The sequence below is a fragment of the Pantoea anthophila genome (genome assembly GCF_006494375.1).
Lineage (GTDB): Bacteria > Pseudomonadota > Gammaproteobacteria > Enterobacterales > Enterobacteriaceae > Pantoea > Pantoea anthophila.
Window position 1 is genome coordinate 1 of record NZ_VHIZ01000011.1, and the last position, 19,377, is coordinate 19,377.

28 protein-coding genes, 1 tRNA gene and 2 pseudogenes are annotated in these 19,377 nt (G+C 52.2%); 14 read left to right on the plus strand and 17 right to left on the minus strand.

The window, feature by feature from the left end:
- On the plus strand, positions 1 to 560 hold a 560-nt coding region (gene rcsA / locus FJW00_RS01240), incomplete at its 5' end, for a transcriptional regulator RcsA (protein WP_140922888.1).
- Positions 561 to 702: 142 nt separating this feature from the next.
- Positions 703 to 2,409: a methyl-accepting chemotaxis protein gene (locus tag FJW00_RS01245; protein ID WP_140922890.1), complete on the plus strand. Its 1,707-nt coding sequence runs from the start codon at positions 703 to 705 to the stop codon at positions 2,407 to 2,409.
- Between the two features lie 98 nt (positions 2,410 to 2,507).
- Here the strand turns inward: FJW00_RS01245 and dsrB are convergent, their stop codons facing one another.
- Together dsrB and FJW00_RS01255 are read right to left on the minus strand one after the other, a co-directional pair.
- Entirely contained in the window at positions 2,508 to 2,702 is a 195-nt protein-coding gene (dsrB, locus tag FJW00_RS01250; RefSeq protein ID WP_009089538.1) for a protein DsrB, read from the minus strand.
- Between the two features lie 62 nt (positions 2,703 to 2,764).
- Complete coding sequence (locus FJW00_RS01255) at positions 2,765 to 2,923, minus strand: YqaE/Pmp3 family membrane protein (RefSeq protein ID WP_009089537.1); 159 nt, start codon at positions 2,921 to 2,923, stop codon at positions 2,765 to 2,767.
- Positions 2,924 to 3,240: 317 nt separating this feature from the next.
- Between FJW00_RS01255 and FJW00_RS01260 the strand changes: the two genes are divergently transcribed.
- From FJW00_RS01260 to FJW00_RS01270, 3 genes are all read left to right on the plus strand, one after another.
- Positions 3,241 to 3,474, plus strand: coding sequence for a DUF2525 domain-containing protein (locus FJW00_RS01260; RefSeq protein WP_009089534.1), 234 nt, complete (start codon positions 3,241 to 3,243; stop codon positions 3,472 to 3,474).
- A 354-nt stretch (positions 3,475 to 3,828) separates the two neighbouring features.
- Positions 3,829 to 4,620 carry a mannosyl-3-phosphoglycerate phosphatase-related protein gene (locus tag FJW00_RS01265; RefSeq protein WP_009089533.1) on the plus strand — a complete coding sequence of 264 codons (792 nt, stop codon included), beginning with the start codon at positions 3,829 to 3,831 and terminating at the stop codon, positions 4,618 to 4,620.
- Between the two features lie 30 nt (positions 4,621 to 4,650).
- Positions 4,651 to 5,871 carry a glycosyltransferase family protein gene (locus FJW00_RS01270; protein ID WP_009089531.1) on the plus strand — a complete coding sequence of 407 codons (1,221 nt, stop codon included), beginning with the start codon at positions 4,651 to 4,653 and terminating at the stop codon, positions 5,869 to 5,871.
- A 146-nt stretch (positions 5,872 to 6,017) separates the two neighbouring features.
- On the opposite strand, the gene FJW00_RS01275 is transcribed toward FJW00_RS01270, so the two are convergent.
- The 5 genes from FJW00_RS01275 to FJW00_RS01290 form a co-directional block, all read right to left on the minus strand.
- Positions 6,018 to 6,197 (minus strand): YodC family protein, encoded by a 180-nt coding sequence (locus FJW00_RS01275; RefSeq protein ID WP_009089530.1) that lies wholly within the window; start codon positions 6,195 to 6,197, stop codon positions 6,018 to 6,020.
- Positions 6,198 to 6,374: 177 nt separating this feature from the next.
- Positions 6,375 to 6,506, minus strand: coding sequence for a hypothetical protein (locus FJW00_RS22475; RefSeq protein WP_003854444.1), 132 nt, complete (start codon positions 6,504 to 6,506; stop codon positions 6,375 to 6,377).
- Between the two features lie 33 nt (positions 6,507 to 6,539).
- Positions 6,540 to 7,451: a DUF808 domain-containing protein gene (locus FJW00_RS01280; RefSeq protein ID WP_009089528.1), complete on the minus strand. Its 912-nt coding sequence runs from the start codon at positions 7,449 to 7,451 to the stop codon at positions 6,540 to 6,542.
- Positions 7,452 to 7,461: 10 nt separating this feature from the next.
- Positions 7,462 to 7,737, minus strand: a complete 276-nt coding sequence (locus FJW00_RS01285; protein ID WP_009089527.1) for a hypothetical protein — start codon at positions 7,735 to 7,737, stop codon at positions 7,462 to 7,464.
- A 56-nt stretch (positions 7,738 to 7,793) separates the two neighbouring features.
- Positions 7,794 to 8,273, minus strand: a complete 480-nt coding sequence (locus FJW00_RS01290; RefSeq protein WP_009089525.1) for a very short patch repair endonuclease — start codon at positions 8,271 to 8,273, stop codon at positions 7,794 to 7,796.
- Positions 8,274 to 8,462: 189 nt separating this feature from the next.
- Here FJW00_RS01290 and dcm point away from each other — a divergent pair, with 189 nt between their 5' ends.
- Positions 8,463 to 9,839 (plus strand): DNA (cytosine-5-)-methyltransferase, encoded by a 1,377-nt coding sequence (gene dcm / locus FJW00_RS01295; RefSeq protein ID WP_140922892.1) that lies wholly within the window; start codon positions 8,463 to 8,465, stop codon positions 9,837 to 9,839.
- 40 nt (positions 9,840 to 9,879) lie between these two features.
- On the opposite strand, the gene FJW00_RS01300 is transcribed toward dcm, so the two are convergent.
- Positions 9,880 to 10,161: an Arc family DNA-binding protein gene (locus tag FJW00_RS01300; protein ID WP_046102088.1), complete on the minus strand. Its 282-nt coding sequence runs from the start codon at positions 10,159 to 10,161 to the stop codon at positions 9,880 to 9,882.
- A gap of 73 nt (positions 10,162 to 10,234) precedes the next feature.
- Positions 10,235 to 10,939 (minus strand): phosphohydrolase, encoded by a 705-nt coding sequence (locus FJW00_RS01305; RefSeq protein ID WP_111208699.1) that lies wholly within the window; start codon positions 10,937 to 10,939, stop codon positions 10,235 to 10,237.
- Between the two features lie 611 nt (positions 10,940 to 11,550).
- Between FJW00_RS01305 and FJW00_RS01310 the strand changes: the two genes are divergently transcribed.
- The 3 genes from FJW00_RS01310 (at position 11,551) to FJW00_RS01320 (ending at position 13,356) form a co-directional block, all read left to right on the plus strand.
- Positions 11,551 to 12,228 (plus strand): ASCH domain-containing protein, encoded by a 678-nt coding sequence (locus FJW00_RS01310; RefSeq protein ID WP_009089519.1) that lies wholly within the window; start codon positions 11,551 to 11,553, stop codon positions 12,226 to 12,228.
- A gap of 172 nt (positions 12,229 to 12,400) precedes the next feature.
- Positions 12,401 to 13,177, plus strand: coding sequence for a DgsA anti-repressor MtfA (gene mtfA / locus FJW00_RS01315; RefSeq protein WP_181405332.1), 777 nt, complete (start codon positions 12,401 to 12,403; stop codon positions 13,175 to 13,177).
- Between the two features lie 103 nt (positions 13,178 to 13,280).
- Positions 13,281 to 13,356, plus strand: a tRNA-Asn gene (locus FJW00_RS01320).
- Between the two features lie 205 nt (positions 13,357 to 13,561).
- On the opposite strand, the pseudogene FJW00_RS22480 reads toward FJW00_RS01320, so the two are convergent.
- Positions 13,562 to 13,723: pseudogene (locus FJW00_RS22480) on the minus strand (LysM peptidoglycan-binding domain-containing protein); the annotation flags it as partial.
- Between the two features lie 252 nt (positions 13,724 to 13,975).
- On the opposite strand from FJW00_RS22480, the gene FJW00_RS01330 reads away from it, so the two are divergent.
- The 3 genes from FJW00_RS01330 to FJW00_RS01340 all read left to right on the plus strand — a co-directional run bounded on the left by FJW00_RS01330 (position 13,976) and on the right by FJW00_RS01340 (position 15,146).
- On the plus strand, positions 13,976 to 14,236 hold the full coding sequence (locus FJW00_RS01330) for a GlsB/YeaQ/YmgE family stress response membrane protein (protein ID WP_046102093.1): 261 nt from the start codon (positions 13,976 to 13,978) through the stop codon (positions 14,234 to 14,236).
- Between the two features lie 26 nt (positions 14,237 to 14,262).
- On the plus strand, positions 14,263 to 14,643 hold the full coding sequence (locus FJW00_RS01335) for a YidB family protein (RefSeq protein WP_140028913.1): 381 nt from the start codon (positions 14,263 to 14,265) through the stop codon (positions 14,641 to 14,643).
- Positions 14,644 to 14,942: 299 nt separating this feature from the next.
- A complete protein-coding gene (locus tag FJW00_RS01340) occupies positions 14,943 to 15,146 on the plus strand; it encodes a SymE family type I addiction module toxin (RefSeq protein ID WP_258317002.1) in 204 nt (67 codons plus the stop codon).
- 64 nt (positions 15,147 to 15,210) lie between these two features.
- Here the strand turns inward: FJW00_RS01340 and FJW00_RS01345 are convergent, their stop codons facing one another.
- The 4 genes and pseudogenes from FJW00_RS01345 to FJW00_RS01365 all read right to left on the minus strand — a co-directional run.
- A complete protein-coding gene (locus FJW00_RS01345) occupies positions 15,211 to 15,402 on the minus strand; it encodes a DUF4926 domain-containing protein (protein ID WP_140028914.1) in 192 nt (63 codons plus the stop codon).
- Positions 15,403 to 15,416: 14 nt separating this feature from the next.
- Positions 15,417 to 16,076 (minus strand): DUF6883 domain-containing protein, encoded by a 660-nt coding sequence (locus tag FJW00_RS01350; RefSeq protein WP_140922896.1) that lies wholly within the window; start codon positions 16,074 to 16,076, stop codon positions 15,417 to 15,419.
- Positions 16,077 to 16,624: 548 nt separating this feature from the next.
- Complete coding sequence (locus FJW00_RS01360; RefSeq protein ID WP_258317003.1) at positions 16,625 to 17,224, minus strand: hypothetical protein; 600 nt, start codon at positions 17,222 to 17,224, stop codon at positions 16,625 to 16,627.
- Positions 17,225 to 17,240: 16 nt separating this feature from the next.
- Positions 17,241 to 17,531, minus strand: a pseudogene (locus FJW00_RS01365) (hemagglutinin repeat-containing protein); the annotation flags it as partial.
- A 160-nt stretch (positions 17,532 to 17,691) separates the two neighbouring features.
- Here FJW00_RS01365 and FJW00_RS01370 point away from each other — a divergent pair.
- A complete protein-coding gene (locus tag FJW00_RS01370) occupies positions 17,692 to 17,841 on the plus strand; it encodes a SymE family type I addiction module toxin (protein ID WP_072052725.1) in 150 nt (49 codons plus the stop codon).
- Positions 17,842 to 17,892: 51 nt separating this feature from the next.
- Here FJW00_RS01370 and FJW00_RS01375 read toward each other — a convergent pair whose 3' ends face one another.
- Both FJW00_RS01375 and FJW00_RS01380 read right to left on the minus strand, forming a co-directional pair.
- Positions 17,893 to 18,249, minus strand: coding sequence for a hypothetical protein (locus tag FJW00_RS01375; RefSeq protein ID WP_140922900.1), 357 nt, complete (start codon positions 18,247 to 18,249; stop codon positions 17,893 to 17,895).
- Between the two features lie 270 nt (positions 18,250 to 18,519).
- Entirely contained in the window at positions 18,520 to 18,858 is a 339-nt protein-coding gene (locus FJW00_RS01380; RefSeq protein ID WP_140922902.1) for a hypothetical protein, read from the minus strand.
- Between the two features lie 101 nt (positions 18,859 to 18,959).
- Here FJW00_RS01380 and FJW00_RS01385 point away from each other — a divergent pair, with 101 nt between their 5' ends.
- Positions 18,960 to 19,154 carry a SymE family type I addiction module toxin gene (locus FJW00_RS01385; protein ID WP_140922904.1) on the plus strand — a complete coding sequence of 65 codons (195 nt, stop codon included), beginning with the start codon at positions 18,960 to 18,962 and terminating at the stop codon, positions 19,152 to 19,154.
- 61 nt (positions 19,155 to 19,215) lie between these two features.
- On the opposite strand, the gene FJW00_RS22785 is transcribed toward FJW00_RS01385, so the two are convergent.
- A partial coding sequence (locus FJW00_RS22785) for a CDI toxin immunity protein (protein ID WP_444939628.1) occupies positions 19,216 to 19,377 on the minus strand: 162 nt, incomplete at its 5' end.

Here is a 19,377-nt window from a genome sequence, read left to right on the forward strand (position 1 = left end):
AGAAGAAAAATATCTCTTCTGTCTCCGACATTGAGCAACTACAGCAGAAATGTGAGCAATTAAATCCTGGTGTCGTATTTATTAATGAAGATTGTTTCATTCATGAATCCGATTCCAGTGAGCGTATCCGCAGCATTATTACGCAGCATCCTGATACACTCTTCTTTATCTTTATGGCGATTAGCAATATCCATTTTGAGGAATATCTCTACGTTCGTAAGAACCTGATTATTACATCAAAATCGATGAAAACGTCGACCCTGGATTCCTTACTCAGTACCTATTTGCAGAAGAAACTCAACCAGTCTGCGCGCATCTCTTCGGGCATGGATGTTCACCCGCTGACGCTGAGCCAGACCGAGTCAAACATGCTGAAAATGTGGATGTCAGGTCATGACACCATTCAGATCTCAGATAAAATGCAAATTAAGGCCAAAACGGTATCGTCACACAAAGGTAATATTAAACGCAAAATCAAAACCCATAATAAACAGGTGATTTATCATGTGGTGCGTTTAACCGATAATGTGACCTCGGGTATTTACGTTAATATCCGCTGATCGTTAAACCAGAAAAACCGGCTCCGATGGGCCGGTTTTTTTTTGCTCAGAACTGGGAGCCACGTCTCACTCTTACCCTTAAGCCTTTACTCTCATTTGCCGATGCTAAGCCTTATAACAACAGCCCTGAGAGAGCAAGGATATGAACACTGCATTAGATAATGATGGACAAAAAAGCGCGGGCATCTGGCAGAATCTCCGCCTGGTACCGCTGTTTAGCCTCATCTTCGGCGGCATTCTGCTGCTGTTTGCACTCTGTATTGGCGTCGCCAGTTACTTTCTTACCTTAAGCAATCACTCCCTCGATGATGCCACCGACGAAATTCAGGTTCGTATGGGGCTCGCCAACAGTTCAAACCATCTGCGTACGGCACGCCTGACGATTATTCAGGCCGGTGCGGCCGCCCGCATTGGCGAAATGGATGAGTTTCGCGCGAACGTCGCGGCAGCCGAAAAACGTATCCAGCAGGCCAAAGAGGGCTTTGCGGTCTATGAAGCGCGTAAGGTGAAGTCGCCCTCTGATACCGAACTCGATGCCACGCTGCAGGCACGCTTCAATAACTACATTACTAAAGGCCTGCTGCCGATGATCAATGCCGGTAAGCAGGGCAGCTTTGAGGGGATCATTGCTCAGGAGACGGATGTCACCCGCAAGCTGGATGATGAATATAATCAGGTGCTGCTGAAGGCGATTAAAATCCGGACCGACCGGGCGAATGCCATTACCGCTGAAGCCGATGCGCAGTCACGCATCGGTTTTATTGCGATGGGCGTCGCGTTTGTGGCCGCACTGGTACTGGTTCTGCTGACCTTTGTCTTCCTGCGGCGGATTGTGATCAATCCTTTACGGCAGTCAGTGGAACGCATCGAACGCATCGCGCAGGGCGATCTGACCTCCGCTCCCCTGCCCTGTGGGCGCAGTGAAATCGGTACGCTGATCCATAACCTGCAACTGATGCAGCAGGCACTGGTCACCACGGTCGGAACGGTGCGAGAAGGCGCTGTCGCCATTTATCAGGGGTCCAGCGAAATCTCCGCCGGTAACACCGACCTCTCTTCCCGCACCGAGCAGCAGGCCGCCGCGCTGGAACAGACCGCGGCCAGCATGGAAGAGCTTACCGCCACCGTGAAGCAGAATGCGGAGAACGCGCATCACGCCAGTCAGCTGGCTGCCGATGCCTCCGGCAAGGCCCGCAGCGGCGGCGAGCTGGTCAGCGGTGTGGTGAAAACCATGACCAATATTTCCGGCAGTTCGAAGAAGATTGCGGAGATCACTAACGTCATCAACAGCATTGCGTTTCAGACTAACATCCTGGCGCTGAACGCGGCCGTCGAGGCGGCGCGTGCCGGTGAGCAGGGGCGCGGCTTTGCGGTGGTCGCCAGCGAAGTGCGGAATCTGGCCCAGCGCAGTGCGCAGGCGGCAAAAGAGATTGAGTCCCTGATTGCCGAGTCGGTCGCACTGATTAATGACGGTTCACAGCAGGTGGGCGCAGCCGGGAATACGATGGGTGAGATTGTCGAGGCGGTGCGTCGGGTGACCGATATTATGTCAGAGATTGCGGCCGCCTCCGATGAGCAGAGCCGCGGGATTCAGCAGGTCAGCCAGGCGGTGACCGAGATGGATAACGTCACTCAGCAGAACGCCTCGCTGGTGGAAGAAGCGACAGCCGCCGCCGCGTCACTGGAGGATCAGGCGGGTAAACTGACCCAGGCCGTCGCCGCCTTCCGCCTGCAGGCTTCACCGGCGGCCACTGCGATGGCTTCCCGTCCGGCTGCGCCGGTTAAAACGGTAGCCGTCGCGCCCCGCCCGGCACTGGCTGGCAACAACGAAAACTGGGAAACCTTCTGAGTCATTAAGCAGGGTCGCGGGCGACAGCGCTCAGGGCCCTTCTATGCAAAAAGCCGCCTCCGGGAGCCGGAAAGGCGGCTTTTTTACGCGCGTCAGGCTCAGGCGTCGTGGTAAGGCTCAACGAAGATCCCATCCGGCTGATGCGTCTCATTAAAAAACCAGATACCCAGCGGATAATCTTCGAGCGCAACCAGAAACATTGTGCCCTCGTTGAACGGCTCCATCGCCAGAATGGTGCCCACGCGACGCGGGCCGCCATCCGTTCTGACGCTGACGCGGTCATTTACCTTCATGTCGGTTCTCCTGATGATTTACTGCGTACAGTCTAACCGAAGAACCTGAGGGATGCAGCGCGTTAGCGGCGGGCAATGACCCATACGGCATGGATAATGCCGGGGATGTAGCCACAGAGGGTCAGCAGGATATTCAGCCAGAACGCGCCGCCAAACCCGACCTGCATGAACACGCCCAGTGGCGGCAGCAGGATAGCAATAATAATTCTTAAGAGGTCCATAACCATTCCTTTAGGTATTGAAAAAATTCAGCTTTATTCTCAACTATAGCTGAATCTGCTCTGTTAACAGGAAAAGTCAGGTAAATCTGAGTAAGGATGCCCTTTTTCGATTCTTTAACAGTGCACGGCAGGATTTCTTACGCGCCTGACCGTTACACTCTCCCTGCTGCATCGCCCCCCCGGCAGCGCAGCATTCCTGCAATAACAAGGATTTTGCCCGCACTCTGCGGGCTTTTTTTGATCTGCGATTAACCCTTCCTCGCCTTTCTCTGCCGCCTTCTATACTTACAGTTCTGTTTGCTCTCAGGAGTCTGAAAATGACAGAGGAAAAGCACGACAGCGCGGCGCAGCCAGCCGAACTCAGAGTAGATATGGAAGGATTACTGGCGGCGATTCAGGCCAGAACGTCGGGTGAGATACGGGACGCTATGGAAGCAGGACCGTCGCCACGACGCGAGATTGATGGTCAGGTTTTTCGTTCCGGCGCCGAACTGGGGGAGGCGTTTGAGATCGACATCAGTGACTGTCGCGCCTGTGAAGCTAACCGCTGAAATCGATTTCAAAAAAATACCCGGCATGGAAGCCGGGTAAAAATTCAATTCGTTACACCAGGGAATTCTTAACACCGTTGCAGAATACCTGATTGCCCGAACTGAACAAGTATCAGATATGCACGTTTCTGCAACCGCCCCACTCACGCTGACGCGATACAGGTTAAAAACACCGCGCTGCACAGTCACTTAGCCCTGCACAATTCCTGCATCCCCCACTTTCCTGCGGGCCTGTTTTTAAGAATAATCCTGGATTTCTGGCCGGTGTGGCAGGAAAAAAAGTGTGCGCCATATTCAACTATAATATTGAAAAATCGCTGCTTTAGCGGCGAACGTGATGAAAGGAGCCTGTTCATGCCCGATCTTCAGCACCCCTTAATGGTAATTACCGATTTGGATGGTTCACTGCTCGACCATCACAGCTATCGCTGGGATGCGGCTACGGAATGGCTGACCACACTCCGGGAGCATGCGGTGCCGCTGGTCATCTGCTCCAGCAAGACCGCAGCTGAAATTGTCCCGCTGCAGAAAAAGCTCGGCATCGCCGGTTCCCCCTTTATTGCGGAAAACGGTGCCGTGGTGCAGACCCTGGATCAGCAACGGATTCGTCTGCCTGATAGCGCCCTCAGCTATGAGGCGCTCTGTGAGCGTCTGGCTGGACTGAAAAGCCACTTCCGCTTCACCGGATTTCACGACTTCTCCGATCCGGAGGTGGCCGCCATGACCGGTCTGAGTGAAGCGGATGCGGCCCTCTCCCGTCAGCGGGATGCGTCAGAAGTGGTGGTCTGGCGCGACAGCGATGAGGCCTTTGACCGGTTTCATGAGGCACTGCATGCAGAAGGGCTGGCGCTCACTCAGGGCGGCCGTTTCTGGCATGTGATGCCGGCAGGCAGTGGCAAAGGCGAAGCCCTGCGCTGGCTGCTGGCACACTCTCCCGGCGAGTCACGCGTCACTATCGGACTGGGGGATGGGCCAAACGACGCCCCGATGCTGGATGCGGTGGATTATGCGGTCGTCATCAAAGGCTACAGTAAAACGCCGGTGACCCTCAGCCGCACCGATCAGCAGCAGGTTTATCACACCGCTCACCACGGCCCTGAAGGCTGGCGTGAAGGGCTCGACTATTTTTTGACTCAACCTCAATGAGCTGCCCACGGGCATGAAAAGGATGAAGCGATGAGTGACTTTTATCAGAATGGCGTAATCACCAACTTCCATAACCTCACCCACCGCAGCGTGGAGTCGCTGGAAAAAGAGATGGTTCGCTTTGCCCGCAAACGCAAAATGGGGCTGATCCTGCCGTCGCTGTTTTCCGAACTTGAAGGTCCGGCACTGACCAATATCGTCGATGAGCTGGCGAAGGTGCCCTACCTGGATGAAATTGTGATCGGGCTGGATCGGGCCGACCGCGACCAGTTCCTGTTTGCCCGCGACTTCTTCTCCCGGCTGCCGCAGCGCCACCGTATCCTGTGGAACGATGGCCCGCGCCTGAAGGCGATCGATGCGGAGCTGGATAAAGAGGGGCTCTCCCCCACCAATCCGGGTAAGGGACGCAACGTCTGGTTCTGTACCGGCTACACGCTGGCCTCCGACCGCACCAGCTGTGTGGCCCTGCATGACTGCGATATCGTCACCTATGAGCGCGGCATGCTGGCACGTCTGCTCTACCCGCTGGCGAACCCGGCGTTTCAGTATGAGTTCTGTAAGGGCTTCTATGCGCGCGTGGCCGACGGCAAGCTGAATGGCCGCGTGGGCCGCCTGCTGGTCGGGCCGCTGCTGCGCTCGCTGCAGAAAGTCTATGGCCACTCAGAGTATCTCGATTACCTGTCGAGCTTCCGCTATCCGCTCTCCGGCGAGTTTGCCATGCGCACCCATGTCCTCAACGGCATTAAAATTCCTGGCGACTGGGGACTGGAGATCGGCGTGCTGTCGGAGATTTACCGTAACTACACTACCCGCCAGTCGTGTCAGGTCGAGATCGCCGATAACTATGACCATAAACATCAGCCGCTGGCCGAGGATGATGGCACAGGCGGCCTGAAGCGAATGAGCAGCGACATTGTTCAGTCACTGCTGCGTAAGCTGGCCACCATGGGCGTTCCGCTCACCAGCGACTCATTCCGGGTGCTGAAAGCGACCTACTACCGTAATGCGCTGGATATGATGGAGACCTACAACCACGAAGCGGTCATGAATGGCCTTAAGTTCGATCAGCATGTGGAAGAGGCGGCGGTCGAGATGTTTACCCAGTCGATTCTGGAGGCGGGTCAGGCGTTTATCGAGCGTCCCAACGACAAGCCCTTTATTCCGAGCTGGAGCCGCGTCCAGTCAGCGTTTCCTGACGTTCTGCAGCGTATCTATCAGGCGGTAGAGGAGGATAACGACGGCAACGTCTGAGCAGGAGAGGCACAGGGAGTGTGTCCGCGTTCAGACGGTGGAGGTGCAGAGCCTCAATAAAGCTTCAGGATAGAAGAAGAGGCCTGCGGAGTGGCAGGCCTTTCAGGCACAGGCCTGTTCTTCGCGGCGCGCTACCCGCCTGCGATTCAGCTCGCCAGCTGCTGCTCAGGATTCAGCGCGCAGAGTTCATCGCTGCGAAAGGCTTCACGGCGCACCGCATAGCCGTCATACCAGCGACACTCGACCATGCCACTGGCGTAGCCGGTCACCACCATGGTGTGCCCTTCTTCCTTGTGCTGAACCTCTTCACTGATTGCGAAAACCATGCTGCGCTCCTTTTTATTAACCTGAGTGATTATTTTCTTTATAGCAGGTGAATGCGGTTCCTGCCTGTTAAGGCACGCATAAAAAGGGCAAATTCGGAATTAAGCAGATGGATATATTGAAAATAAAAAAAGCGGATAAAAAATATTATCCGCTTTGATGAGGCACCGACGCTGACGTCAGATTTTACAGCCTTCGCAATCGGCTTCATCACCGAGATCGTCCGGCACTTCGCTGGCTTTTTTCTCTGCTTTCGCTTCCGCCTGCTCAAGCTGTGCGTCAATATCAAATTCAAACATATCGTCGTTCATCGTCATTCTCCTGACCGTAAATCGCAGTGCGCTTTATACCGATTTTCCACGCACTCTGGCAATAAGGTTGACCACTAACAGCACGATCGACCCAATGATAAAACCGAGCACCAGGTTCGCGCCATTGCTGAGCAGCGTCGCAATCCAGCCGCTGAAGCCAGCGCTGACCTCTTCAATCAGGTGATGCAGCGGCGTAATGCCATGCACCACAATGCCGCCGCCCACCAGGAACATGGCGATGGTGCCCACGACCGAAAGGATCTTCATCAGCCAGGGCGCCGCCGCTAGCAGCACGCTGCCGATGCCCTGCGCAACGCGCGACGATTTCTCCCGCAGCCAGAAGCCCAGATCATCAATTTTTACAATGGCCGCCACGATGCCGTAGACGCCAATGGTCACCAGAATGGCGATGCCTGCCAGGATAATCACCTGATTGAGCAGCGGTGATTCGGAAACGATGCCTAAGGTAATGGCAACGATTTCGGCCGACAGAATAAAATCGGTGCGCACTGCGCCTTTGATTTTCTTTTTCTCAAACTCTGCTGCATTCTGCTTCGCCAGTGAATCAAGTCGCTGCTGGCGCGCCTCCGGCGATTTGCTCTGCTTGTCATGCTGCAGGCTGTGCATCACCTTCTCGACCCCTTCATAGCAGAGATAGGCCCCGCCCAGCATCAGCAGCGGCGTAATCAGCCAGGGCGCAAACGCAGAGATAACCAGCGCCAGCGGCACCAGGATCAGTTTGTTCAGAAACGATCCTTTCGCCACGCCCCACACCACCGGCAGCTCCCGGTTGGCTTTCACGCCGGTGACCTGCTGGGCATTCAGTGACAGATCGTCGCCCAGCACGCCGGCCGTTTTTTTCGCCGCCACTTTCCCCATGACGGAAATATCGTCCAGAAGTGTTGCAATATCATCAAGTAAAGTCAGTAAACTGGTTCCCGCCAAAATTGTATCCTTAGTCTGGTTCGTTATGTTGACAACATGGGCAGCGCTCAATTTCCGTTACGGTCATGTCGGCGATGCCCTCACATTCCCACTCCACCCGAATCGTCTCGCCTGCTGTTCCTTCAGCATGCAGGTATTTGCTGACCGGGCTTTCGGTCATGCCGGTGATCTCCTCCGTGGCAATCAGCCTGTCGCCGCTGTAGACCCGCGCAGTGGCGCGGGTATTCACCATCCGCTCGTCGCGAAGCTGGTAAAGGCGTTTTACCGTCAGTTTTATGCTGCTCATCTCAGGCTCCTTCCTGGCCACGGAGAAAAGGCCGATCTAATCAATTATGACTCTGATTAGCAATCAGCGTTGTAATGATGAATGCCCTGATGATCGATTTCGGCACTCTCCGGCATGACCAGCAGCCACTCCTCCAGCCGCTCCAGCAGATCCTGATCCGCCAGCCGCAGTTTGCCGCGTAGCGCGCACTCCCAGATGATCAACACTTTCCAGCCACTCGCCTGCAGCTGCTGCACATAGCGCCGGTCACGTTCAACATTGCTGTTAATCTTGCCCGTCCAGAACTCTGTGCGGGTGGCCGGCAGTTTAAACAGGTAGCAGTGATGGCGATGCCAGAAGCAGCCATGAACAAAAATAATCGCCTGCTGGTCGTTGAGAACAAAATCGGGCCGTCCCGGCAGATTTTTATCCTGCACGCGAAAGCTGAATCCGCGGTCTTTCAGCAACAGCGCAATACGTTGCTCAATGGCCGTATCCTGAGCGCGAATGGCACGCATATTTTTGCTGCGTGTTTCGCTGGAGTGAACATCAGCCATAGCCTCTCCTTTTTTGCTGGTTCTTCAACTTTAGTCTGCGCCACGAAAAGCGAAAGCTGGCAACCGAACCTTCACAACGTGCGCCGCAAAAACAGACGATTCCGGCGCGCCGGCTCAGGGCACATCGGGGCAATTTCCTCACTGCCTCAGGAGTGATAGCATAGGCGCCTCACTGTTAAGGAAAAACGCATGCATCCCGCCGCCCTCGCTGAACCACTTTCTGCTGCACATTCACTTCCTGAAGCGTCCGATCGCTTACAGCAGGTCCTGGCAATCTATTCGGTTCGTGATCTTACGGCCCGCCTGCAGCAGGCGGGTTTCTCCCGCTGGAGCCCTGCGCTCCTGAACCGGATCCGCCAGGGCAAATGCGCCGTGCCGCCGCTGAGTGAAGCCGAACAGCTTCTGCTGCAGGACCTGCTGCCGGCCCGGCCCGCCCATTATGATAATCCTGAATTTCGCTTTATCGATCTCTTTGCCGGGATTGGCGGCATTCGCAAGGGATTTGAGGCGATAGGCGGCAAGTGTGTCTTCACCAGTGAATGGAACAAAGAGGCGGTTCGCACTTACAAAGCTAACCACTACAGCGATCCGCTGGAGCATCACTTCAATACCGATATCCGTGAGGTCACACAGCCAGCGGGCCTGAGCGACGATGAGGCGATCTATCGCGCTATCGATGCTGCCATCCCCGATCATCAGGTGCTGCTGGCAGGCTTTCCCTGCCAGCCCTTCTCACTGGCGGGTGTCAGCAAAAAGAATGCGCTGGGCCGCGCACACGGGTTTGAATGCCAGGTGCAGGGGACGCTGTTTTTCGACGTGGCGCGCATCCTTGCCGCGAAGAAACCGCCCTTCTTCGTGCTGGAGAACGTGAAGAATCTCAAGAGCCACGATAAGGGCCGCACCTTCGCCATTATCATGGAGACGCTGGATGAACTGGGCTATGACGTCGCGGATGCCGGTGACACCAGCCCGGATGCCAAAGTGATCGATGCGCGTCATTTCCTGCCGCAGCATCGCGAACGGATTGTGCTGGTCGGGATCCGCCGTGACCTGAAAAAACAGGATTTCACCCTGCGCGATATCCGCCGCTTCTTCCCGGCTCAGGTCCCTGCGCTGCAGAGCCTGCTGGAGAGCGACCCGGATGACAAATATATCCTCTCGCCGGTGCTCTGGCGCTATCTCTATCAGTATGCGAAAAAGCATAAAGCGAAAGGCAATGGCTTTGGCTTTGGCCTCAACGATCCGCGTAATCCGCACTGCTGCGTGCGCACCCTGTCGGCGCGCTACTATAAAGATGGCTCGGAGATCCTGATTGACCGCGGCTGGGACAGCGCACTGGGGGAAGCGGAGTTTCACGATGCCGCAAACATGGCGCGCAGACCGCGCCGTTTGTCACCACGCGAATGTGCGCGGCTGATGGGCTTTGATGTACCGGGCCACGAGCCGTTCCGCATCCCGGTCTCAGACACGCAGGCTTACAAGCAGTTTGGTAACTCGGTGGTGGTCCCGGTGTTCGCCGCGGTGGCGCAGCTGCTGCTGCCCCATATCCGTCAGCTGAAATCCTGATTCCTGAAAAGAAAAACCCGTCTGGCGACGGGTTTCATGTTTATTTCTTCTTCTTGCTCTGCTTTTTCAGCAGCAACCGTATCTGTTTCAGTTCGCTGGCGCTTAATCCATCGGCCTGGGCATCAGAAGCGGCTGAGGCTTCCGCCGCCGCTTCAGTAATGTCCTGATTATCAATCGCCGGATGCGGATGCGTTTCCAGACTGGCCTGCAACCGCTGCACAATCTCCTGACTCATGGAAATCTGGTTTTCCAGCGCCAGCTGTTTAATCGTTTCTTTTAATTCAGGATCAATTTTAATCGTTAAATTAACAGTTTCGGTCATCAGGCAGCTCCTTTTTTGTTATTGCTGACACGCTACCGGATGACCGTTTCGATTAACATACTGTCATAAAAATTTAATATTCACTGCGCAGCGGCGTGAAATCCCGCAGTACGGCCTCGTCCATTCCCACCAGATTACCCTGAAGCTCTGCATAGAGTTTCGCCATGTAGCGCACCAGGAAATCTGCGTTATGTTCAGCCAGCATCCGCCCCGCTTCCGTGTGCATCGTTTCCGGCAGACGCAACAGCTTTTTCTGGAAATGATCCAGCGTCCACAGCGCATCATTCAGTTCGCGATCTTTTGCCAGCGGGTCCTGACTGTCGAACAGCGGACGGTTCAGGGCCCCGGCGGTATAGAAAACCCGTGCCAGACCGATGGCGCCCAGCGATTCCAGCCGGTCAGCATCCTGAACGATTTTCGCTTCCAGCGTCTGAGGCGGGATACCGGCGCTGAAACTGTGAGTTTTCACAGCGTGCATTACCGCCTCTATCTTTTCAGCCGGGAAATCGAGGAAATCCTGCTGCAGAATGCGCTGGGTTTCCGTGGCGGCATAGGTGGAGGCCAGATGACGTTCCGGATGATTCTTCGGCAGATTGACCACATCGTGAAAATAGCAGGCGGTGAGCACCACCAGCGGATCAGCAGGAGTACCGTTCAGGATACGCTGTGCGCTCATCCAGACACGGCGCAGATGGGCGATATCGTGCGCGCCGTCGTCATGGATCCAGTTCGCCTGAAACCAGCTTTCATAACGGGATTGCCAGAGTGTAAGTGACATAGTCTATCTCCCTGTGGTGGTCGACAGCTGATTCTCTGTCGTGATCGGTGCGCGAACGTCAGGCCATCATAGCGACTGGCTAATGACATTTTTTTTACAGAGCGGTTGATAAGAGCGGGGCTGCCAGCAATTTCCGGCAGAAAAATGAGATCTGGATCATCTGTATAGCATCTCTGTCAGACAATAACCGCAATTTCATCGGTTTTCAGCCTTTCCTTAATAAATTGTGGCTAAGACGATTAGTTTAACGGGGGTAATGTTTAATCTGAACAGGATAGCCTTGCCAGAGGGTACGGAAGAGGCTTTTGTCACGTGATTATTTGTAAAAGTGTGGCCGCTGACAGGGGAAAAAAACTGAAAAGGTTCCCATTTTTACCGTTATAACGTACTGTATCCCGGCTATTCGTCGTCTGGCGAAGGTTGCATGATAAGCTCTGGTGCACTTTTTGCATTTTACGGAATACTGACTACCTCTGTGACAATTTTAAAGTGACTGTCAGGCGACAAATTATTAAGCAAAATGATTTAAAGCTTTTATGATAGTTATGAGATGTGAAGCAAATGGACGTATACAGCAGTAACCGGGTTTTACTAATAACAAGAGGTATTCCATGAAAGAACGGCCGATTCTTTTTTCCGAACAGCGTGTCCGTGCCCTGTTGGTTGGCCAGCAAACGCAAACCCGGCGCATTATGAAAACTCAGGCTTTTGGTCCGGGTCAGGATCATCATGAAGGCGTACACGCTTTTGATGTCAGTGCGAATCATCTGCACGGCTATAAACTGATGTCGATGAGCGACATCAGCTATCACTGTCCTTATGGTAAACCGGGTGATCTGCTGTGGGTACGTGAAACCTGGCGCGGTCCGATGGTGCCGGAGAACGATCTGGCCGAATATGAGCGTGACCCGACGCCGTTCCGCCTGCCGGAATATTGTCAGTACCGCGCCGACAGCAATGAGCTGGGCCAGCACGCGATGAGCACCCCGGAAGCAGAAGAGTTTGGCTGGCAGACCGCCATCCACATGCCGCGCTGGGCCAGCCGCATCAATCTGGAGATCACCGGCGTTCGCGCTGAGAAGATTCAGGATATCAGCGAAGATGACATTATGGCGGAGGGCGTACAGACCGATTCGCACTTCCTCAATAACTTCTTCACCATGAACGTGAACTCAGAGTCGCCGAAAGAGGCCTATCGCAAAGCCTGGCAAAAACAGTATGGCGCGACCAGCTGGGAAGTGAATCCCTGGGTCTGGGTGATTGAGTTTCAGCGGGTGGGTCGCAACTAGCCCTTCAGCCCTGCGCTTTGCGGGCTGTATCACAGACAACGGCCGCGCTAACGGGTTGAATAGACAGCCCTCAGGCCTGCAGCCGGATCAAAGGTGCCAGCATTCGATGCTGGCATTTTTATATCTGGCGCGTCAGGATAGCGAAAGAGTCCGGTTCTGTGCAGGAGTTGCGATGTTTAAATGGCCCTGGAAAACGCAAAACGACACCCTTCTGGCTGCGCTGCCCTGGCAGCAGGGGCTGGCCCAGCCTATCTTCAGCCTGCTCAGTGAAGACGAACAGCAGGCGCTTACAGTGCTGGCGCAACGCTTCCTGCAACAGAAGAAGCTGGTGCCGCTGGAAGGAACAGCGCTGGATGAACTGCGCAGCGTGCGCATCGCCCTGCTCTTCTCTCTGCCGGTGCTGAAACTGGGTCTGGAATGGCTGGACGGTTTTCATGATGTGCTGATCTATCCAGAGCCGTTTAAGGTGGACGATCAGTGGCAGGATGAGGATGGGCTGGTTCACAGTGCGCCTGCCGTTCACGCCGGTCAGAGCTGGACGCAGGGGCCGGTGGTGCTTAACTGGCTCGATATTCAGGACTCTTTCGATCTCTCTGGTTTCAATCTGGTGATCCATGAAGTCGCCCACAAACTTGATGCGCGCGGCAGTGGCTACACCAGCGGCGTGCCGGTGATCCCGCTGCGCGACGTGGCGCAATGGGAAAAAGATTTACATGCTGCGATGGCGGAGATAGAGAGTGAAGTCGAGCTGGTCGGAGAACAGGCGGCGACTATCGATCCCTACGCCGCCAGCGATCCGGCTGAGTGCTTCGCCGTACTCTCCGAATACTTTTTTACCGCTCCGGTTCTGCTGGCTGAGCGCTTTCCGGCCATGTATCAGCATCTGCGTCAGTTCTATCAGCAGGATCCCCTGAGCCGAATCGCCACTGACAGCGTACAAATTGCTTAAATCGCGATCGCTTTGTGTTAATCCTAGCCAGTTGAATGATAATGTATTTTTTGCTGTTGACACCTCGGGGCGACCCCGTTAATATTCGCCTCGTTCCAACGATTCCTCTGTAGTTCAGTCGGTAGAACGGCGGACTGTTAATCCGTATGTCACTGGTTCGAGTCCAGTCAGAGGAGCCAGATTAGAAAAAGCAGCTATCCCCGGATAGCTGCTTTTTTGCTTTTCAGATGCCCCACTCTTTGTTCACTTCAACAGCCCTGTTCTCTCGCAACGCTGACTAAACCAGAACACCGTAAATGCTCTCTGCCCTGTCAGAAATCCTTTATCACTGTAAGCGGCAAATAAATACCAGCAGGCCACGCTCTGTGAACTGCTGGCTGCTGATTATTCCGGAATAATCAACACCTGACCTGGCACGATGTTATCCGGACTGCTGAGAATATTTTTGTTGGCCTCGAAGATTTTCATATAATGAGAGGCATCGCTGTAGAATGCTTTTGCAATGGCGCTGAGCGTGTCACCGGATTTTACCGTGTAGGTGCGCTTGCCTGCTGCGGTGATATCAGGCTTATTTTCAACATTCTTATTATCGGTATTTAACAACTCCTCACCTATATTTTTAATACTATCCAGAATGCTCATAATTCTTCTCCCGTCGTTTCCGATACGTTTAATTTAATTAAGAAAACACCATTGCCAGATAAAAGGCAGGCGGCGTACGATACACCCGCTTTTAATTGACGAATTAAACCACGGTTAAACACCAATATGATTAATAAAAAATAAAGGATGCAGGATATGGGTCTCTTGTCATGGGTAGTATTTGGGTTGCTGGCTGGCATCATCGCCAGATGTATTATGCCGGGTAAGGAACATATGGGTATTTTCATGACGATGATACTCGGTATTGTGGGTGCGTTGACTGGCGGGTTAGTCAGCACCTTTCTGGGCTTTGGCAAGGTCAGCGGTTTCAATATTTTCAGCATTGCTATTGCGACAGCGGGATCGGTTATCGTGCTGTTCGTCATTCATAAAATCAGAGCCTGCAGGCAGTCTTGATATCTTTTAAATTGGGGAATAACAGAATGGTTTTACTGGACCAGGTGCTGGCCATGTGCGGCCTGAATAATCAGACCAGTCAGGAAGTGAAAGGTGTACTGGAGTGGGTTGAGCAGCAAGGCGGTTTACACGCGATTGTGAACCATCTTCAGAGTGGTGAGTACAGTGAGGTAGTGAACTCCTGGCTCGGCAATGAGCAGAATGTTGCCCTGAGCCGTGATATGGTGCAGAAGATGATTAACTCAGAAGCGATTGAACAGCTCGCTTCACGCCTGGGTATCAACACCGATGATGCACTGAATCTGCTGGTCAAATATCTGCCACAGCTGGTGGACAAGGCTTCAGCGGAAGGTGTCGTTAATAAAAAATTCGATGTGACCGGCGTGATTAGCCAGTTGATGCATTGAGGATGAGATAAAAGGAAGATAAAAGCCTGTTGCGAAAGTATGAGGCTTTTATCTTTTAAATGAGTCAGGATGAATTAAGACAATTACTGAAAAACCCTGCTAAAGGTTAATGAAAGGCATTCATTTACTTTTATAAAAAAATTTTTATCTTATCCTTCACTCTCTGCCAGACGAAATCTATAAATTATTTTACTACCCACCTGAATGAATGATACTGCTTTTTCCTACCTTTTGGTCAGGCACATAATAATATTTAGTTTAGGAACTAATTAAGGCTGACACGCATCATAATCAGAGATATGCATGCCCAAAACTGCCGACAGCAGTTCACGGGCGCATTATTACAACGTGGGATACGGCCTGATAAAGGCCAGCCGAACCCGCTGCCACAGTTGACAATCAACGGACGCTGGCTGGAAGCGCTGAGATTTACGACCGGGCAGAAGATCGAGGTGATCACAAGGACGGGACAGTTGATCATCCGGCTGACGAATGAAGGATAACCTACTGGTCCACAAAGTAAAATCCCGGCACTAAGGCCGGGATTTCATTTGTTGGAGCGTAATATTAGTTCAATAGTCGAATGTCATCTGGATAAACAGTCAAAACATCTAACGTCTCACCATTATCATCAACAAATTCTACTTCATAGCCTAATGTAGGTTCTGTATGTACCATGACAACAGCACCCTTACATCCTGCGGCTATTGAGTCAGATAACACTTTTGTAGACTTAACAACGTCATATTCTTTAATCATAATTTTAGCACCTGTTATTTCTTGGCCGGAATAGCTGTCACAAGTCTAACGATACCATCATTATTCTTAATCCAACCGAATTTCACATCTATTGTTCTTCCATTAGCACCAGTGATAGATATTACCTGGTCATATTTAACACCGTGCTGCGTTTCTGCTGTTTTCACCGCTTTGCTTGGTTCAAAGACAATTTGTTTCGCGAGATCGCTTGAATTCCCTTGGTTAAAACCGAGGGCTTTATCAAACCATTCAGCTTTGCTTCCGCCAACAGGATGATCTTTTGCTAACAGATAATTAGTTAATTTACTATCAACACTAGTTTGCGTCTCAGATGCGTTTTTCACTCCATTTTTGACTGCACTTTCTCCAGTGTTAGGCTTATTTTTCCCAACTCCTGCCGCAATACCCGCTGCACTTGTTCCAACCGCCTGAACCAGAGAGTTTATAGCTAGCTGCTTCGCCTCTTCCGAATCATCGGACATCAACGCATTATGAATCGCTGCATTTCTGTCCGCCTCAAGCTGGAGCGTCGTTACCTGAAGGATGGAAAGCTCGTTCTGTTCTGCCGGACTCAGACCGCCATCAGCTCGGGCTTTTTCCAGCAACTCACTGGTACGGTTATCATAATCAGCCTGCAACCTGCCAACATCTAAAGTCGCTGCCAAACTCTGCACTCGCTGACGCCATATCTTTCAGCGCTTCACGCCGCTCTTGATACATCTTCACCGAGCAGGTTTCGGCGCTCATGCCGCCGCAGTTGGCCTTCTTATAGCGCTCGTTTTCGGCTTCAACCTGCTTACCGGCCTTCTGCTCAAGCGTTTTACCTTCAGACTGCGCCTGCGCGATATCGGCGAGAGAGTTATTCTCAACTTACTTTCATTTTAATCTCGATAAAAACATAATACCAACACCTAAAACCAAACCAATAACCGCACCTCTTTGTATCGAATCGAATATATTTTCTCGCCATTCATAAACAAAGACTCCATTTTTTATCATAAAAAAAGATGCCATACCTAACCTAACAAAAAATAGAGTTAATGTGGTTATAAGAAAGAAAAAAAAGATTAGCCTTATGACTAGGATAATGTTTTTCATTATTTATTCTCCAACTGTTTTTGAAGTTCAGAGCCAGCGACCTCTGAAGCTCCGGAACCAATTACAGCGCCAGCCAAACCAGCTGCTTTTTCTGAAATTAAAGGTAAATATTTATTACCTATCTTTACTGCTCTGCCTCCTGCAGCACCACCCCCGTACCAAAAGCAGCCCCAGCAACAATTTGAAGTTCCTCTTTTACTTGCAACTTAGCCCCTGCATAAGCACCAGTTATACCTGCTACTTCAGTGAGCCAGAACCCTTTGCCCTGTGTTAATCCACTGACGCCCGTAGCAATAAGCGCATCGGTGGCACTAAATGGGTCGTCACTCTGAAGCTGATTGAGGATATTTGCGGAACCCCCAATAACACCTGCCCTAATGATACTTCCTGCTGTTGCACCAGATGGCAACAGAACTAGTGCCACAACAGCAGTAGCACCAGAACCCCACGCCGTTAATAAACCGGTTGCCGGATTCTGTCCGGCAGGTAAATCTCCTGAGACCAGTTTATCAGAGGCATACTTAATTTCTTCTGGTGTTGCCGGATTCAGGACTTTGCCAGTTTCATCTACAAGATTGGTGTTATTTACCAGTGATCCCTGGGCTTGCTTATTATCCCAGAAACCACTACCAAATCCGTCTATGCCTGACACCGCATTATTCTCAACCGCATTCTTCCCAGTAATCGCGCCGCTCGTCGCCGCAGCACTGCTGTTGCCCGCCATGCCGCCCGCCAGTCCTGCCGCCCGCGCCATAGCTGGTCTGTTTTGAATCGTAACGATCGCTGTCCTGCTGGCTGGTCAGGGTTAAATCGCGGCCTGCGTTTGCGATGACCTGTGCGCCATCCAGTGTGGTGTCCCGCCCGCTGGTGAGGCTGAGTCTGCCGCCACTGTCCAGTGTGGTCTCAGTCCATCGCGTGCCGTTGCCGTTCTCTTTGCCTTTAATACCATAAACGCTGCCAAACATGCTGATGTCCGCACTACCCTGTCCGGCACCAATACTGATGCCCACACCACCACCGCTGCTGCTGCTGTTTTAACGCTACTCTTCTTAGATTTCCCTTTGCCGGGCAGTAAGCCCGGACACCCGATCCTGCTGCTCATAACCTATTGCTGAGGAGTTTATTATGACTGACACGTATCATTAGTCATCTACAACCGCCGACAGCAAATCACAGACGCATTATTACAAAGTGGGATACCAGCCGAATGAGGGCCAGCCGGACCTGCTGCCACAGCTCACCTTTAACCGCCGCTGGCTGGAGGTGCTGGGTTTTACGACAGGACAGAGGATTGAAGTGATTACCGGGCCAGGACAGTTGATCATCCGGCTGGCGACTTAAGGGTAAATGGCTGATAAAATTAAAATCACGGTTTGATAGCCGGGATTTTAATCAGTAAGCGATTACAGGATAATCACCCTGGCTTGTAGTAATTACATAAGATTCAAAGCCGTTGTTTTCAGGAACGATATACATATTTTTCTCGTTGCCAAAGAATAATTTTAAAATTTCACCATTTAGCAAAGAGCACAACTCAACCCTCTGATTAAGATATAAAAACAGGAGATTACTTGTTGATATATCCTCTCCATGCCCTATATGAAAAGCGTTTTTTTCCTCACATCTAAAGGGACACTGGATCAGTATGCGTGTTCCTGATGAGAACAGCAAAATCAATGACCCTACTCCAACGGTAACCCCAGTTAATATCGCTTCCTCAAATTCATTGAGCTCATTCTCAGTAATCATTTAACCTTCCCTTTTTAGCGGTATCTTTGGCACTGAAGTTTTAGACATTTCCTTTATCTGAGCTTCTCCATACGCGTTAAAAATCCCCGGAGCCATCGGATTTATCGGTATGTTTTTTAATGAATAATCCCCACGCTCCTCTTTCCGCTCATTTTCATCATGTCCGGTCTTGCCCCTCAAAGCATTACTCCCAACAGCATTTTTTCCGGTAGTTCTCCGCAACAATATCTGTAGTGATGTCACTCATTACGCTGCCAGCGCACTGATCGTTTACCACTGCTCTTCTCTCAGGTCGTCACACTTAACGCCCGCATACAGCTGCTGCGCGATGTACTCGCCCATCACCGCGCCCGATGCTCTGGACTGCGCTACGTAGCCCGCCGCATACGAGATTTCCGCGCCCAGCACTGCGTGCGCCATCAGGTCTGCTTCGGTATTCACCTTACCGTTCGCGTCCGTTATCAGAGCCTCTATTTTTTCCGCAAGATAAGGTGCCGACGCGCCGCTAATCAACTGCGCCACGTTTCCTCCCGACAGGTTCTGTACCTTCGCCGTCACCGCGCTGGTGCTCAGCTGAAGTGCTGCACCCGATCCGGAACTATCTATCACGGGTGGCCAGCTGGCCACGCTCGAATTTCTACCGACACGCCGATCCGGCTGGTGCTGCGGGATAGCACTCTGTAGGTAACAACCGTGACCGATAAAACAGAGTGGAAAGAACTCTGCGAGCGCCAGGATTCAGGCGCGGGCCGGGTGCAGGATACCGGCCTGATGAGGTCCAGTCGAACCCACTGGCACAGCTCACCTTCAACAGCCGCTGGCTGGAGACGCTGGATTTTACGACCGGGCAGAAGATCGAAGTGATCACCAGTCTGGGGCAGTTGATCATCCAGCTGGCGACTTAAAAGTAACTAACTGCAAAATCAGCCCCAGCCAACCGTCTGAGGTTTATTTTCAGATTATATTTCATCTGGATCTTATTCCCAAACGGAAGGTTTCTGTTGGAAATAAAGGTTGTAGTATAATTTCATCATTAAAAATAAATAACCTTGGTGATAAAGCTATAACATCATAAATATTTTTAGCTATCAGACTCAAGTTTGTCCTGAAAACCGGAATGCTGGCATC

Bases quoted from the DNA above. Each gene is read 5' to 3' on its own strand.
- FJW00_RS01245 (WP_140922890.1), top strand. From the start codon at position 703: ATGAACACTGCATTAGATAATGATGGACAAAAAAGCGCGGGCATCTGG.
- dsrB (WP_009089538.1), bottom strand. From the start codon at position 2,702: ATGAAGGTAAATGACCGCGTCAGCGTCAGAACGGATGGCGGCCCGCGT.
- FJW00_RS01255 (WP_009089537.1), bottom strand. From the start codon at position 2,923: ATGGACCTCTTAAGAATTATTATTGCTATCCTGCTGCCGCCACTGGGC.
- FJW00_RS01260 (WP_009089534.1), top strand. From the start codon at position 3,241: ATGACAGAGGAAAAGCACGACAGCGCGGCGCAGCCAGCCGAACTCAGA.
- FJW00_RS01265 (WP_009089533.1), top strand. From the start codon at position 3,829: ATGCCCGATCTTCAGCACCCCTTAATGGTAATTACCGATTTGGATGGT.
- FJW00_RS01270 (WP_009089531.1), top strand. From the start codon at position 4,651: ATGAGTGACTTTTATCAGAATGGCGTAATCACCAACTTCCATAACCTC.
- FJW00_RS01275 (WP_009089530.1), bottom strand. From the start codon at position 6,197: ATGGTTTTCGCAATCAGTGAAGAGGTTCAGCACAAGGAAGAAGGGCAC.
- FJW00_RS22475 (WP_003854444.1), bottom strand. From the start codon at position 6,506: ATGAACGACGATATGTTTGAATTTGATATTGACGCACAGCTTGAGCAG.
- FJW00_RS01285 (WP_009089527.1), bottom strand. From the start codon at position 7,737: ATGAGCAGCATAAAACTGACGGTAAAACGCCTTTACCAGCTTCGCGAC.
- FJW00_RS01290 (WP_009089525.1), bottom strand. From the start codon at position 8,273: ATGGCTGATGTTCACTCCAGCGAAACACGCAGCAAAAATATGCGTGCC.
- dcm (WP_140922892.1), top strand. From the start codon at position 8,463: ATGCATCCCGCCGCCCTCGCTGAACCACTTTCTGCTGCACATTCACTT.
- FJW00_RS01300 (WP_046102088.1), bottom strand. From the start codon at position 10,161: ATGACCGAAACTGTTAATTTAACGATTAAAATTGATCCTGAATTAAAA.
- FJW00_RS01305 (WP_111208699.1), bottom strand. From the start codon at position 10,939: ATGTCACTTACACTCTGGCAATCCCGTTATGAAAGCTGGTTTCAGGCG.
- FJW00_RS01310 (WP_009089519.1), top strand. From the start codon at position 11,551: ATGAAAGAACGGCCGATTCTTTTTTCCGAACAGCGTGTCCGTGCCCTG.
- mtfA (WP_181405332.1), top strand. From the start codon at position 12,401: ATGTTTAAATGGCCCTGGAAAACGCAAAACGACACCCTTCTGGCTGCG.
- FJW00_RS01330 (WP_046102093.1), top strand. From the start codon at position 13,976: ATGGGTCTCTTGTCATGGGTAGTATTTGGGTTGCTGGCTGGCATCATC.
- FJW00_RS01335 (WP_140028913.1), top strand. From the start codon at position 14,263: ATGGTTTTACTGGACCAGGTGCTGGCCATGTGCGGCCTGAATAATCAG.
- FJW00_RS01340 (WP_258317002.1), top strand. From the start codon at position 14,943: ATGCATGCCCAAAACTGCCGACAGCAGTTCACGGGCGCATTATTACAA.
- FJW00_RS01345 (WP_140028914.1), bottom strand. From the start codon at position 15,402: ATGATTAAAGAATATGACGTTGTTAAGTCTACAAAAGTGTTATCTGAC.
- FJW00_RS01360 (WP_258317003.1), bottom strand. From the start codon at position 17,224: ATGGCGGGCAACAGCAGTGCTGCGGCGACGAGCGGCGCGATTACTGGG.
- FJW00_RS01375 (WP_140922900.1), bottom strand. From the start codon at position 18,249: ATGATTACTGAGAATGAGCTCAATGAATTTGAGGAAGCGATATTAACT.